Source organism: Pseudomonas asplenii, from assembly GCF_001293465.1.
GTDB lineage: Bacteria > Pseudomonadota > Gammaproteobacteria > Pseudomonadales > Pseudomonadaceae > Aquipseudomonas > Aquipseudomonas fuscovaginae_B.
Genome location: NZ_JSYZ01000004.1, coordinates 42251 through 56351, shown reverse-complemented (window position 1 = coordinate 56351; position 14101 = coordinate 42251). Strand labels below are relative to the sequence as shown.

General features: G+C 64.0%; 11 protein-coding genes. 1 reads left to right on the top strand and 10 read right to left on the bottom strand.

Annotated elements, in window-relative coordinates; all coding sequences use genetic code 11:
- Positions 1-25: 25 nt before the first annotated feature.
- Positions 26-403 (top strand): response regulator, encoded by a 378-nt coding sequence (locus PF66_RS06825; protein ID WP_054058152.1) that lies wholly within the window; start codon positions 26-28, stop codon positions 401-403.
- A 1-nt stretch (position 404) separates the two neighbouring features.
- On the opposite strand, the gene PF66_RS06820 is transcribed toward PF66_RS06825, so the two are convergent.
- From PF66_RS06820 to mexE, 10 genes are all read right to left on the bottom strand, one after another.
- Positions 405-2078, bottom strand: coding sequence for a response regulator (locus tag PF66_RS06820; protein ID WP_054062233.1), 1674 nt, complete (start codon positions 2076-2078; stop codon positions 405-407).
- A complete protein-coding gene (locus PF66_RS06815; RefSeq protein ID WP_054058150.1) occupies positions 2075-3577 on the bottom strand; it encodes an ATPase domain-containing protein in 1503 nt (500 codons plus the stop codon). Before PF66_RS06815 ends, PF66_RS06820 begins: the two co-directional genes overlap by 4 nt.
- Before the next feature lie 96 nt (positions 3578-3673).
- Entirely contained in the window at positions 3674-4726 is a 1053-nt protein-coding gene (locus PF66_RS06810) for a tetratricopeptide repeat protein (protein WP_054058149.1), read from the bottom strand.
- A gap of 78 nt (positions 4727-4804) precedes the next feature.
- Entirely contained in the window at positions 4805-5704 is a 900-nt protein-coding gene (locus tag PF66_RS06805) for a bestrophin family protein (protein ID WP_054058148.1), read from the bottom strand.
- Positions 5705-5905: 201 nt separating this feature from the next.
- Entirely contained in the window at positions 5906-6289 is a 384-nt protein-coding gene (locus PF66_RS32630; protein WP_152972974.1) for a hypothetical protein, read from the bottom strand.
- 66 nt (positions 6290-6355) lie between these two features.
- Positions 6356-7519, bottom strand: coding sequence for an HAF family protein (locus PF66_RS06800; RefSeq protein WP_241494283.1), 1164 nt, complete (start codon positions 7517-7519; stop codon positions 6356-6358).
- Positions 7503-7640, bottom strand: a complete 138-nt coding sequence (locus PF66_RS33360) for a hypothetical protein (protein WP_241494282.1) — start codon at positions 7638-7640, stop codon at positions 7503-7505. Before PF66_RS33360 ends, PF66_RS06800 begins: the two co-directional genes overlap by 17 nt.
- A gap of 231 nt (positions 7641-7871) precedes the next feature.
- Positions 7872-9296, bottom strand: coding sequence for an efflux transporter outer membrane subunit (locus PF66_RS06795; protein ID WP_054062232.1), 1425 nt, complete (start codon positions 9294-9296; stop codon positions 7872-7874).
- Positions 9293-12472 (bottom strand): efflux RND transporter permease subunit, encoded by a 3180-nt coding sequence (locus tag PF66_RS06790; protein ID WP_054062231.1) that lies wholly within the window; start codon positions 12470-12472, stop codon positions 9293-9295. The genes PF66_RS06795 and PF66_RS06790 overlap by 4 nt, the downstream gene beginning before the upstream one ends.
- Before the next feature lie 12 nt (positions 12473-12484).
- Positions 12485-13741, bottom strand: a complete 1257-nt coding sequence (gene mexE / locus PF66_RS06785; RefSeq protein ID WP_054062230.1) for a multidrug efflux RND transporter periplasmic adaptor subunit MexE — start codon at positions 13739-13741, stop codon at positions 12485-12487.
- Positions 13742-14101: the final 360 nt, after the last annotated feature.

The window sequence follows — 14101 nt, the reverse complement described above, 5'->3', positions numbered from 1 at the left end:
AGAATTTTGAGAATGAAGGTTTTCCATGAGTGAAGATGCACAAGACGTCGTCCTGATCGTCGAGGACGACCCGTCGATCCTGATGGTGTTGTCGGCCTATCTGTCCAGTGTGGGCTATCGGGTGTTGCAGGCCGAAAACGGCGAGCAGGCATTCGAGATCCTGGCGACCAAGCCCAACCTGGACCTGATGGTCACGGACTTCCGGCTGCCCGGCGGGATTTCCGGGGTCGACATCGCCGAGCCCGCGATCAAGCTGCGCCCGGACCTGAAGGTGATTTTCATCAGCGGTTATCCGGCGGAGATCCTCGAGACGGACAGCCCGATCACCCGCAAGGCGCCGATCCTGGCCAAGCCGTTTGACCTCGATACCCTGCAGGAGCAGATCCAGCGCCTGCTGGCCTGACTCAGGCGTTGATCATTTCCCGCACCCTGGCCGTCAGCAGGTCCAGATTGAAGGGCTTGGTGATCATCTGCATGCCCGGATCGAGGAAGCCGCCGCGTACCGCCGCATGCTCGGCATAGCCGGTGATGAACAGCACCTTGAGCCCGGGGCGCAATTGGCGACCGATCTCCGCCAGTTGCCGGCCGTTCATCCCCGGCAGGCCGACATCGCTGATCAGCAGGTCGATGCGCTGGCCGGACTCCAGCACCGGTACGGCGGCATTGGCGTCCGCCGCCTCGACGAAGTGGTAGCCCAGCTCGCTCAACACATCGCGCACCAGCACCCGCACGGCCGGGTCGTCCTCGACGATCAGCACGGTTTCGCCTTGCGCGGCGTGTGAGGTCGGCAGCAGTTGCAGCGAATCGTCCTGCAGTGTCGGCTCGCCCTTGTAGCGCGGCAGGTAGAGGTTGACCGAGGTGCCCTGGCCGACATGGCTGTCGATGCAGACGTGGCCATGGGACTGCTTGCTGAAACCGTAGATCATCGATAGGCCGAGGCCGGTGCCCTGGCCGATCGGTTTGGTGGTGAAGAACGGGTCGAATACCCGGCTGATGATGCTCTCCGGCATGCCGCAGCCGGTGTCGCGGACCTGCAGCAGCACATAGTCGCCGGGTTCCAGGTGGCCCTGGGTCTGGGTGAAGGCCAGGTCCAGCGTCTGGTTGGAAGTGCTGACCAGCAACTGGCCGCCGTCCGGCATGGCGTCGCGGGCGTTGATTACCAGGTTGAGCAGGGCGCTTTCCAGTTGATTGGGGTCGGCTTCGGCGGTCCACAGCGCTTCGGCCAGGTTCATGCGCAGTTCGATGCTCTCGTCCAGGCTGCGATGGAGCAGTTCGCCCATGGATCTGACCAGCTCGTTCATGTCCACCGGCTTGGAGTCCAGCGACTGGCGTCGGGAGAAGGCCAGCAGCCGGTGGGTCAGGCCGGCGGCGCGGTTGGCCGAGGTCACGCCGAGGTCGATGAGGTTTTCCAGGTCTTCCAGACGCCCGCGCGCCAGTCGGCGCTTGAGCAGTTCCAGGCTGCCGATGATGCCCGTCAGCATGTTGTTGAAGTCGTGGGCAATGCCGCCGGTCAGTTGGCCGACCGCTTCCATTTTCTGCGACTGGCGCAGGGCTTCCTCGTTGTGACGCAGTTGTGCGGTGCGTTCCTCGACCTGTTGCTCGAGGGTTTCCAGGGTTTCCTTGAGTCGCAATTCGCTCTGGCTCAGGTCGATCAGCCGGTCGCGGGCTTCGTACTGTCGCCTTCGGCCGCGAATGGCCGACGTCACCTGGCTGACCAGGGTCGCCGGATGAAAGGGGCGCTCGAGGAAGGTGACGTTGCCCAGCTGGCTGCCGAAGCGGGAAGAGGTCGGTCGTTCCGGGCCGCCATGATGGGTCAGCAGGACGATCGGCAGGTCCGACCAGGCCGGTTGTTCCTGCAGGTGCTGCAGCAGCGGTTCGAGGTCGGTCGTCTGCAAGGCCTCGATGGCGATGATCAGCAGGCCGGCACCGAGCTTCAGTTCGTCGCACAGCGTCGGCAGGTTCTGCGCGATCACCCCGCTGAATCCGGCCTGTTCGAGGACCATCCGCGCAATCTGGCTGTCGCGCCCCCAGGGCGCGAGAATGATCGCCCGTTCGGAGACCTCGTCGCGCAGACTCACAAGTCTGCGTCCTGCAGCAGCGGCAGGTCCTCGCCGAGATAGGTCGGAACGCCGCGCAGCACGCCCTGGAAGGCCTCCAGCGGTTCGCCGATGGTCATCCCGCGCGGGCTGATGCGGTATTCGCGAATGGTCGACTCATGGGAGCCGGTGCGTTTCTTGATGATCGACATCGCCCGGCGCACCTGGCCGAGGGCCTCGAAGTAGCGCAGCAGGATCACCGTGTCGGCCAGGTAGGTGATCTCCACCGGGGCCTGCATGTCACCGACCAGCCCGTGCTGGGCGACGGTCATGAACGTCGCGGCGCCGCGGCGATTGAGGTACAGCAACAGTTCGTGCATGTGCAGGATCAGCGCGTTTTCTTCCGGCATGGCCGCCTGGTAGCCGTTGATACTGTCGATCACCACGGTCTTGATATGGCCCTCGTCCACGCAGCGCCGGACCTTGTGGGAGAACTCCCCGGGGGAGAGTTCGGCGGCGTCGACCTGGTCGATCCACAGGTTGCCGGTGGCGCGCAGGGCGGCAAGGTCGATGCCGATGTTCTTCATGCGCTCGTACAGCAGGCCCAGTTCCTCGTCGAAGATGAACAGCGCGGCCTTTTCACCGCGGGCCACGGCTGCCGCGGCGAAGATCATCGCGATCAGGGTCTTGCCGGTACCGGCCGGGCCGAGAATCAGCGTGCTGGAGCCGGTTTCGATGCCGCCGCCGAGCAGGGCGTCCATCTCCTTGATACCGCTGCTCAGCTGCTGGCGCAGGTACTCGCCGCGATGCTCGGCCGCCACCAGGCGCGGGAACACATGGACGCCGTCGTTGCTGATGGTGAAGTCATGGTAGCCGCCGCGGTACTTCTGCCCACGGTACTTGACCACCCGGACCCGGCGCCGTTCGGCGCCGTAGTTGGGTGCCAGTTCCTCGAGCCGGATCACCCCGTGGGCGACGCTGTGCACGGTCTTGTCGAGAGATTCGTTGGTCAGGTCGTCGAGCAGCAGGACCGTGGCGTCGTAGCGCACGAAGTAATGCTTGATCGCCAGGATCTGCCGGCGGTAGCGCAACGAACTCTGGGCCAGCAGGCGGATCTCGGACAGGCTGTCGAGCACCACGCGGGTCGGCTTGACCCGTTCGACCGCCTCGAAGATCTGCCGGGTGGCTTCGCCCAGTTCCAGGTCCGAGGAATACAGCAGGCTCTGCTGGTGTTCGGTATCGAGCAGGTTCTCCGGCGGCGTCAGCTCGAAGATCTCGATGTTGTCGTCGAGGTCCCAGCCATGGGAGCTGGCCCCCTGGCGCAGTTCCTCCTCGGTTTCCGAGAGGGTGATATACAGCGAGCGTTCCCCGGCGGCGGCGCCAGCCAGGAGGAACTGCAATGCGACGGTGGTCTTCCCGGTACCGGGTTCGCCTTCGAGCAGAAATACATGGCCGCGGGACAGGCCGCCGGAAAGAATGTCGTCCAGGCCTTCGATGCCAGTGGCTGCCTTGGGTGTGCTGGGGGCAGTGGATGTAGTCAATTCCAGGGGCTCTTTTGACTGGGAGTTCCTTACTGGACCTTCAGCGTCACCCACGGTTCCCCACTTCAACGGCGCTATTGTGTCTGTGTGGGAGGGCTACAGGCCTTGCTGCAACGCCGGGTCATCCGGATTCTGCTGCTCCAGCTGGGCCAGCAGGATCTGCACGTTCTGCAACTGGCCGCTTTCCTTCCAGTAGGCGATCAGCAGTACCCGGGCCTTGCGGTTCGCCGGGTGGCGCTGGACCAGTTCCTCCAACTGGCGCTGGGCGGCCTCGAGCTGGTCGAGATCATGCAGGGTCGTGGCGAGCTTGAAGCGGTACTCGCTGTTGTCCGGCTCCAGTTCCACCGCCTTGGCCAGGCTCAGCAGCGCATATTCGCTCTGCCCGTGGTGCAACAGCCACACACCCAGGGCATGTTGCAGGTAGGCCGACTGCGGTTGCAGCTCCAACTGCCTGGCCAGCAACTGGCGGGCCTGGTCCGGCTGGTTGCGTTTATCCAGCAGTTCGACCTGCGCGACCACTGCCTTGAGGTTGTTCGGCTCCAGTTGCGAGACGCGTTCCAGGGACTGCTGGGCTTCGTCCAGCTGCCCCTCATGCAGGTACAGCCGGGCCAGCTGGAACTGCGCCTCGGCGCTTTCCGGCTGGGCCTTGAGGGTGCGTTCATATTCGTCGACCACCTGCTGCAGCGGACCGAAGTACAGTCCCTGGTCGTCCGGTGAGAGGCCGAGCATGGCATTGGCCGCGGCGAAACGGACTTCCTGTTCGCTGTCTTCCAGCACCGGCCCCAGCAGCAGGCTGCGCTGGGCCCCTGGCACCAGCCCGACGATGCTCTGGATCGCCGCTTCGCGCACCAGCGCCGACGGGCTCTGCAGGTCCGCATCGGCCAGTTTCAGCGCGCGCGGGCTGGGGTAGTTGGGCAGTTCGGCATGCAGCGCGGCGCGGCGGATGTCCGAGAGATCGGTGCGCGCCAACTGCTGATAGAGCACCCGCGCGGCCCCCGGCAGGCCGTTGTGCGCCTGCTTGAGCGCCTGGCCGTAGTTGACGTGCGGCGCCTGGGGCGCGGCCAGCTTGCCGGGCAGCTTGTGCCAGATGAAGCCGAGGGCGAGCAGTAGCGACAGGCTGATCAGCAGATAGCGGCGGGGCTTCGTCATGCAGGGTCCGTGAGCTGGCGAGCTTTTCGTGAGGTTGCCAGCTTCGGTCAGCAGCGTCCCGGAGTCAAACCCCGGGGCTCAGTTGAGGACGTATTCCACCGGTTGCAGCGGTGGCGGCAGGTCGCGGTGGCCGAGGCTGGCGAGGATTTCGCGTTCCACGGTGCGCAGGATCGCGCTGCAGGGCAGGTCGTTTTCATCGAAGCCGAACGGGTCCTCCAGGTCGTCGCCAATCTCGTCCAGGCCAAGGAAGGTGTAGCTGACGATGGCGGTGAACACCGGCGTCAGCCAGCCCAGCGGTTCGGCCATGGCGAAGGGCAGGAGGATGCAGAACAGGTAGATGGTCCGGTGCAGCAGCAGGTTGTAGGGGAAGGGCAGTGGTGTCAGCTTGATCCGTTCGCAACTGGCCTGGACCTGGCTGAGGCTGAGCAGCAGCCCGGCGAACACCGTATAGCGCCATTCGCTGATCAACCCCTGGTGCGCCAGGGCCTGGCAACGGGCGCCGATGCCTTGCAGCAACTGGTCGGTGACATTCGGGTGGCCGGGGTCTGGCATGGCCTGCTGCCAGGGACTGATGGCCTGGCGTTCGTCTTCCCGGCGCAGGCGGGCGATCAGGCCATGGGCGAAGCCGCAGAGCTCGCGCAACAGCACGGTGCGCTGCGGACCCTCGCCGAGCACCTGGCTTTCGCGGATCAGCGAGCGGATATCGATGATCATCTGCCCCAACTGTTTGCGGCCTTCCCACCAGCGGTCGTAGCAGGCGTTGTTGCGAAAGCTCATGAAGATCGACAGCGACAGGCCGAGCAGGGTGAACGGCGTGGCGTTGACCTTGGAAAAAAGCTCCGGGCGCGCGGTTTCCACCAGCACGATGACTGCGGCGAGGAGGGTCACCATCAGGCAACGCAGGGCAATCCGGCGGGCGATCGAACCCTTGAGGGAAAACAGGATGGCGAACAGGTTCGGCTTGGGACGGACGATCATGGGCAGGAACTGCTTGAAGCGCGGGGTTTACGCAGGCGTAGACTAGAAGTCCGGGTCGGGCTTGTCCAATCGCTTTATCTGACGGTTTGATCGACGAGGTCTATCAAGGTGGCGTTGAATGCGGTCTTGACTGATCAGCCATTAAAAAGGGATGGATCCGCTGCCGGACTCATCCCTTTCCTGCAACCCACTCAGCCAGCCTTAATAGCGGGCCGGGCGATAAATCGGCGGGTGGGCGGGATAACCGCCGCTGTAACCACCTGAGAAGCCATAGTCGTAGCCTGCATTGTATAGCATGGCAAGAGCATGGGTGTTGCCCGCTATGTAACCCGCTTTATAGCCACTGTTGTACCCATTGTTGTATCCGACAGTGTAAGCCGAAGCGTAACTCAGGGGTCTGGCGGGCACGTTACTATGGCAAGTAGTGCGGCAGGCGAGCGCGGCCTGGCTGGGTGTCGCGATCAGCGGGCAGATAATCCCCGCTGCAACCAGCAAGGCCAATGCAAGCCCTTTTCGGGAGCGCAAGGAGTACGCCGTTTTTGTCTCCCCGGAACAGGCCGACGACGAAAGAACGATAGAAGTCATTTCAGTATCCCTCTGGATCAAACCAATACACTCAGGTGCAAACCCTGAACCCTTCACGTGCCCGCCTCAGGGGGTGTTGGCGACCACGCCGTCTCCCTGCTGGCTTACGCTCGCGTCTTCGCTGATGCCTGCGGTATAGGCGCCATTGGGAGAAATGGCGTCGGCACAGTCGTTGCCACCGGCGCCAAGGGAAGTGATCGGGATGAGCGTAGCGCCGGTGAGATGGTAGGCAAAGGCTTCACTTTCACCATTGACCTCGCCGCAACCGACGACGATGCCATTGTTGGAAATCGCCTTGGCGACGGCTTGCGAACTGCCTGACAAGAGTGGGATCGGGATGCCGTTGGTACCTGTTGCGGGGTCCCAGACGAAGGGCCCGGTCAAGCCGCCGGCTTTCACCCGGTTGCCGGTGATCTGCCCCGAAGCATTCATGGCTACCCCGGAGTTACGCAATGAGGTACTGCCGTTGATGGTCGTCATCACCGCTGGCGCGCTGGTACCGCCGGCCGGCCATTGCACGGTTTTATACACACCGGGCGTGCCGCTGCCGGTGCCGGTGTAGTAGCAGGTGCCGAGGATTTGTCCGATTGCATTGATCGCACTGGCCTCGCAGTAGCTGGCCCCGCTGGGCACGGTTAACACGGTATAGCTGCTGGTGAGAGTGGTCCAGAGCACGGCCAGGTTTTTTCCCAGGCCTCCGACCCCCGCCGGGCAATTGCCGATGACCGATGGGGTCGCAGCGTCATTGATATCCACCACGTTGCAGTTGTCGACCGAGCCGAGCAGCGGCGGTTGCAGGAGGTTCGCCGCCCCGGCGGCGCTCCAGTACACCGGAGAGCTCACCCCCGTGGGGCTGATGCTGTTGCCCACCACGATACCTGCCTGGTTGACGGCAACGGTTTCTGTCTCTACGTCAGCTACCAGGTGCAGCGCGGCGAGAGGGGGCAGTGGTTGCATTTGCACAGGGGCTGCACTGGAATTGTTCAGATTCCATTTGACACCCTGGCCTACCTCGTTGGCGTCTTCACAGGTGCCAATGGCCACGGCGGTGCTGAGCGGCGCATTATTGACCGCGTCGGCGGTGCAGCTCGCTTGCACGCCACTGGGGGAGGCGAACAGGGAGGGCAGGGCCGTGGCCCCGCCAGCGGTAGTGTCATAGACGGCTCGGGTGATGAAGTTTGTGCCTTCGGCCCTGCCCACAGCCACATGGGAATCATTGATAGCAGCCACCAGGGCTGAACGAGCCGTTGCCGATGCTATAGGCCCATCCGGCAGCCTGTGCCGTCATGGCCAGGTTGGCGACGGCGATAGCCAGGCCAAGTGAGGTGACAAGACGAGGGGGAATTTTCATGACGCTTCTCCTTGCGATGAGTGCGCGCACGATCTATGCGCGTCCTTAACGTACCCAGCGCCTGCTTCCCCGGTAACTGTCAGAAATGACAGTTCGTTAGAGTATTTCGAAGTCGAAGAAATATCCTGTAACACTATCGCCCAGTGTTGTTCAGGGATGAAAAAAAGCCCCGCAACCCAAGGGCTGCGGGGCCGAAGCGGTCGGAGGGGCATCCAACCGGGAGAGCTTGAATCAGTTGCTGGCGACGGTCTGCGGCGTGAAACCGCCTCCCAGTGCCTTGTAGATCGCGACGATGCCGCGATACAGGTCAACCTCGGCCTGGGCCTGGCTGTCTTCCGCGGCCAGGCGTTCGCGCTGGGCATCGAGCAGCACCAGGAAGTCCACGCTGCCTTCGCGATAGCGGATCGCGGCCAGGTCGGCGGCGGCACGGCTCGATTCGCTCTGGCGAATCAGCGAGATCAGCCGCTGCTGGCGCTTGCCGTAGTCGGTGAAGGCGTTCTGCGATTCCTCCAGGGCCAGCAGCACCTGCTGTTCGTAAGTCGCCAAGGCACCTTCGGCCTCGGCATTGGCACCGCGCAGACGGGCCCGCACGCTGCCCAGGTTGAACGCCGGCCAGGTGATGCTCGGGCCCAAGGCCCAGGCATTGGCTGCCGACGAGCCGATCTGCGAGCCACGCCCGGCGGTGAAGCCGAGGAAGCCGCTGAGGCTGACCCGTGGAAACAGGTCGGCCTTGGCCACGCCGATCCGCGCGGTGGCGGCGGCCAGCTTGCGTTCGGCGCTGAGGATGTCCGGCCGACGCTGCAGCAGGTCACCCGGGTTGCCAATGGCCAGGGCCTTGGAAATCGCCGGCAGCTCCTTCGGGCTCAGGTCCACCGTCAGGCTGTCCGGACGCTCGCCGAGCAGGGTCGCGATGCGGTTCTTCTGCCGGGCCTGCTCGGCCTGCAGTTGCGGCACGCTGGCCTCGACCGCCGCCAGGCGGGCATCGGCGCGGACCACGTCGAGCTGGTCGCCGACACCGGCATCGCGCAGGCTTTCGGTGATGCCCCGGGACTCCTGCTGGTTCTTCAGGTTGGCCAGGGCGATCTTTTCCCGCAGTTGCGCGCCGCGCAGTTGCCCGTAGGCATCCACCAGTTCGGCGATCATCGTCACCTGCAATTGGTACAGGTCGGCTTCGGCCGCCTGCTGGTCGGCGTCGGCGGCCTCCAGGTTGCGCTGGATACGGCCGAACAGGTCGACTTCCCAGGCCATGTCCAGCCCCAGGTCATAGCGTTCGCTGTTGACCCGGCTTTCGGTCTGGCCAGGCACCTGGCCCTTGCCGAGGTTGGCGCTGGCGCGGCTGGTGATGGTCGGCATCGCATCGTCGCTGACATCGTCGCGGATCGCCCGCGCCGCCTTCAGGCGGGCGAAGGCGACGCGCAGGTCACGGTTGCCGCTCAGGGACTGGGTGACCAGCTGGTTGAGGGTCGGATCGTCGAACTGTTGCCACCAGACACCCTCGAAGCGCGCACGGTCGAAGTTCCTGCGATCGGCGCTGTCATCGCTGGCGGCGCTGATCTTCGCCGCCGGGGTGTCGGGGGTCTTGTAGTCCGGGCCGACGGCACAGGCGCTCAGCGCCAGTACCAGCAGGCTCGGGAGAAAGGCCTTCATACTGCTCATTGTTGCGCCTCCAGCTTGAGGGCCCGGGCAGCCTTGCGAGCTTCACCATGCTCGACAAAGCGGCGGATCAATACATAGAACACTGGGGTCAGCAGCAGACCGAAGAAGGTCACGCCGAGCATCCCGGAGAACACCGCCACACCCATGGCATGACGCATTTCGGCACCGGCACCGCTGGAGAACACCAGGGGTACCACACCCATGATGAACGCCACCGAGGTCATCAGGATCGGCCGCAGACGCAGGCGGCAGGCTTCCAGTACCGCGCTCAGCGGGTCGAGACCTTCTTCCTGCTTGTCCTTGGCGAACTCGACGATCAGGATCGCGTTCTTGCACGCCAGGCCCACCAGTACGATCAGGCCGATCTGGGTGAAGATATTGTTGTCGCCACCGGACAGGATCACCCCGGCAATCGCCGACAGCAGGGTCATCGGTACGATCAGGATCACCGCCAGCGGCAGGCTCCAGCTTTCATACAGGGCCGCCAGTACCAGGAACGCCAGCAGTACGCAGAGCGGGAACACCAGCAATGCGGTGTTGCCCGAGAGGATCTGCTGGTAGGTCAGGTCGGTCCACTCGTAGGTCATGCCGTTGGGCAGTTCCTCCTGCAGCAGCTTCTCGATCGCCGCCTGGGCCTGGCCGGAGCTGTAGCCCGGGGCCGCGGCACCGTTGATTTCGGCGGTGATGAAGCCGTTGTAGTGCATCACGCGGTCCGGCCCCGAGGTGTCGCTGACCTTGATGAAGGTCGCCAGCGGGATCATCTCGCCCTTGTTGTTGCGGACCTTCAACTGGCCGATCTGGTCGGATTCGAGGCGGAACTGCTGTTCGGCCTGGACGTTGACCTGATAGGTACGACCGAAGCGGTTGAAGTCGTTGGCATACAGCGAACCCAGGTAGATCTGCAGGGTGTCGAAGATGTCGCTGACGGCCACACCATGGGTCTTGGCCTTCTCGCGATCGATGGCGGCATCGACCTGCGGCACGTTGACGGTGTAGCTGGTGAACAGGTTCGCCAGCTCCGGCACGCTGTGGCTCTTGGCAATGATGTTCATGGTTTCCTTGTACAGCTCGTCGTAGCCCAGGTTGCCCCGGTCCTCGATCTGCAGGCGGAAGCCACCGATGGTGCCCAGGCCTTGAACCGGCGGTGGCGGGAAGATCGCCATGTAGGCTTCCTGGATCCCGGCGTACTTGCCGTTCAGCGCACCGGCGATGGCGCCGGCCGACTCACTGGGGTCCTTGCGCTCGTCGAACGGCTTCAGGGTGACGAACACGATGCCGGCGTTCGGGCTGTTGGTGAAACCGTTGATCGACAGGCCGGGGAAGGCCACCGCGCTTTCCACGCCAGGCTGTTTCAGGGCCAGGTCGGACATGCGCTTGATCACGTCCTCGGTACGGTCCAGGCTCGCCGCGTCCGGCAGTTGGGCGAAGGCCACCAGGTACTGCTTGTCCTGGCCGGGCACGAAGCCGGTCGGGGTGGTCGAGAAACCGAGCCAGGTCAGCACGATCAGGCCGGCGTAGAGCACCAGCGCCACGCCGCTGACGCGGATGACACGGGCCACCGCACCGACGTAGCCATGGCTGGCACGGTCGAAGAAGCGGTTGAACGGACGGAACAGCCAGCCGCCGAGCAGCGCGTCGAGGAACCTGGAGAAACGGTCCTTGGGCGCATGGTGGTCCTTGAGCAGCACCGCGGCCAGGGCCGGCGACAGGGTCAGCGAGTTGAACGCCGAGATCACGGTCGAGATGGCGATGGTCAGGGCGAACTGCTTGTAGAACTGGCCGGTCAGGCCGGAAATGAACGCCGCCGGGACGAACACCGCACAGAGCACCAGCGCCGTGGCGATGATCGGGCCGGTCACCTCGCGCATGGCGCGCTTGGTGGCTTCGACCGGGCTCAGGCCCAGGCCGATGTTGCGCTCGACGTTCTCCACCACCACGATGGCGTCGTCCACCACGATACCGATCGCCAGTACCAGGCCGAACAGCGACAGGGCGTTGAACGAGAAACCGAACACATGCATGACCGCGAAGGTACCGATCAGCGACACCGGTACGGCCACCAGCGGGATGATCGAGGCGCGCCAGGTCTGCAGGAACAGGATCACCACCAGGACCACCAGCACCAGGGCTTCGAACAGGGTGTGGATCACCGCCTCGATGGAGCCACGGACGAAGATGGTCGGGTCATAGACGATGCTGTAGTCCATGCCCTGGGGGAAGTCCTTCTTCAGCTCTTCCATTTTTGCCCGGACTTCGTTGGAAATCTCGATGGCGTTGGAGCCGGGACGCTGGAAGATCGGGATCGCCACCGCCGGCTGGTTGTTCAGCAGCGAGCGCAGGGCGTACTGGCTGGAGCCGAGTTCGACCCGGGCGATGTCTTTCAGGCGGGTGATCTCGCCGTCGTCGCCGGCACGGATCACGATGTTCTCGAACTCCTCCTCGGTGACCAGGCGGCCCTGGGCGTTGATCGACATCTGGAAGCTGGTGGCGTTCGGGGCGGGCGGGGCGCCCAACTGACCGGCCGCGACCTGGCGGTTCTGTTCGCGGATGGCGTTGACCACGTCGGTGGCGGTCAGGTTGCGCGAAGCGGTCTTGTTCGGATCGAGCCAGACCCGCAGGGAGTAGTCGCCCATGCCGAACAGTTGCACGTCACCCACGCCACCCAGGCGCGCCAGCTCATCCTTGATGTTGAGCAGGGCATAGTTGGACAGGTAGAGCATGTCGTAGCGCTGGTCCGGCGAGGTCAGGTGCACGACCATGGTCAGGTCGGGCGAGGCCTTGTCGACGGTGATACCGATCCGGGTCACCTCGGCCGGCAGCTTGGGCTCGGTACGGGTGACGCGGTTCTGCACTTGCACCTGCGCGTTGTCCAGGTCGGTGCCCAGGGCGAAGGTGATGGTCAGGGTCAGTTTGCCGTCGGCGGTCGACTGCGAGGACATGTAGAGCATGTTCTCGACGCCGGTGATCGCCTGCTCCAGCGGGGCGGCCACGGTTTCGCCGATCACCTTGGGGTTGGCGCCGGGGAAGTTGGCCCGCACCACCACGGTCGGCGGCACCACTTCCGGGTATTCGCTGATCGGCAACTGGAACAGCGAGATCGCACCGGCGATCAGGATCAACAGCGACAGTACGGCCGCGAAGATCGGTCTTGATATGAAGAACTGGGAAAAATTCATCGTGTGTATCCCTTAACCGCGTGGAGTCGCTGCGGCCAGCTTGTTTGCCTGGGTCGGGGCGGCCTTGGCCGGGGCGACCTGGGACAGGTTGCTGGCTTCCAGGGCTTGTCGTTGTTGCGCCAGGGCGGCGAGGGTTTCCTTGCTGGCCATCGGGATCACTTCCGGATCCACCGGTGAACCCGGACGCACGCGCTGCAGGCCCTTGACGATGACGGTGTCATCCTTGTTCAGGCCGCTGCGGACGATGCGCAGGCCTTCGATCTTCGGACCCAGCTCGACGGTGCGGTAGGCGGTCTTCTTGTCGGCATCCATCACCAGCACGAACTTCTTGCCCAGGTCGGTGCCGACCGCTTCGTCGTTGATCAGCACGGCGTCGTAGGTGCCGCTGCCAACCAGCTTCAGGCGGGCATAAAGGCCTGGGGTGAAGCTGCCGTCGCTGTTGTCGAACACCGCGCGACCGCGGATGGTGCCGGTGCGTGGGTTGACCTGGTTGTCGACGAAGTTCATCTGCCCCAGGTGCGGATTGCCGGTTTCGTTGGACAGGCCGAGGTAGACCGGCGTGGTCTGGCCGCGCTTGCCCTGGCGGGCCAGCTGGGTGTACTTGAGGTAGACCCGCTCGTCGGCGTCGAAGTAGGCGTAGACCTTGTCGGTGGAGACCACGCTGGTCAGCGGCGTGACATCGGCGGTGACGATGTTGCCGGCGGTGATTTCGGCACGGCTGACACGACCGGTGATCGGCGCGGTGACGCGGGTGAAGCTCAGGTTCAGGCGCGCCAGGTCCAGTTGTGCCTGGGTCGCGTCGACCGCGGCCTTGGCTTCCTGGGCGGTGCTGGTACGGGTGTCGGCCAGCTCGGTGGAAATCGCGTTGCTGGTCAGCAGGCGCTTGCCGCGTTCGGCTTCGTTGGCGGTACGGTTGGCCGTGGCGCGGGCCTGCTGCAGTTGGGCTTCAAGGCGATGGACTTCGGCCTGGTAGGGGCGGGGGTCGATCTGGAAGAGCAGGTCGCCCTTCTTCACCAGCGCACCCTCGGTGAAGGCCACCTGGTCGATCTGGCCGGAGACACGCGGACGGATCTCCACGGTTTCCGGAGCCTCGAGGCGCCCGGTGAATTCGTCCCATTCGTTGACGGGTTGTTCGATGACCTTGGCCACGCTGACCTTGGCCGCCGGCATCGCGCCGCCTGCTGCCACCGGTGCCTTACCGCAAGCGCTCATCACCACGACTGCCAGGGCCGCGAGAGGGAAGCGCAAAAGTTTAAGTGACTGTTCCATGGGGGGAGTCCGCCAATCTATTGAGGATGGGCGGATCATGCGTTGGCCGCTGATCGCACACGAATCGAATGAAGCGAAGGTAACTATCATTCGGAATGATATGAGCGCGCAGCCAGCCCTCTAGCATGCGCTCTTCGTTAGCAGCCTATCAATCTCTTCCGGTGCAAATCACTGTTGCCGGAAATGCAACAGGGGGCGTTTTTCGAGAGAGACCGAGACAGGTTAAATATATTCTGCTGATCTGGGTCAATGAATGCCGATAAATAGTGTGATAGCGATTTCCGAGTAACTGACTATTTACTCCAATAAGGGTGATAGCACTTAGCTATGTCGCGTAAGATGCGTTCCGCGCACCGAGGG

What these genes read in the sequence shown, in the direction of transcription:
- PF66_RS06825 (WP_054058152.1), top strand. Translation starts at nt 26, where the DNA reads ATGAGTGAAGATGCACAAGACGTCGTCCTGATCGTCGAGGACGACCCG.
- PF66_RS06810 (WP_054058149.1), bottom strand. Translation starts at nt 4,726, where the DNA reads ATGACGAAGCCCCGCCGCTATCTGCTGATCAGCCTGTCGCTACTGCTC.
- PF66_RS06805 (WP_054058148.1), bottom strand. Translation starts at nt 5,704, where the DNA reads ATGATCGTCCGTCCCAAGCCGAACCTGTTCGCCATCCTGTTTTCCCTC.
- PF66_RS32630 (WP_152972974.1), bottom strand. Translation starts at nt 6,289, where the DNA reads ATGACTTCTATCGTTCTTTCGTCGTCGGCCTGTTCCGGGGAGACAAAA.
- PF66_RS33360 (WP_241494282.1), bottom strand. Translation starts at nt 7,640, where the DNA reads ATGAAAATTCCCCCTCGTCTTGTCACCTCACTTGGCCTGGCTATCGCC.
- PF66_RS06795 (WP_054062232.1), bottom strand. Translation starts at nt 9,296, where the DNA reads ATGAGCAGTATGAAGGCCTTTCTCCCGAGCCTGCTGGTACTGGCGCTG.
- PF66_RS06790 (WP_054062231.1), bottom strand. Translation starts at nt 12,472, where the DNA reads ATGAATTTTTCCCAGTTCTTCATATCAAGACCGATCTTCGCGGCCGTA.
- mexE (WP_054062230.1), bottom strand. Translation starts at nt 13,741, where the DNA reads ATGGAACAGTCACTTAAACTTTTGCGCTTCCCTCTCGCGGCCCTGGCA.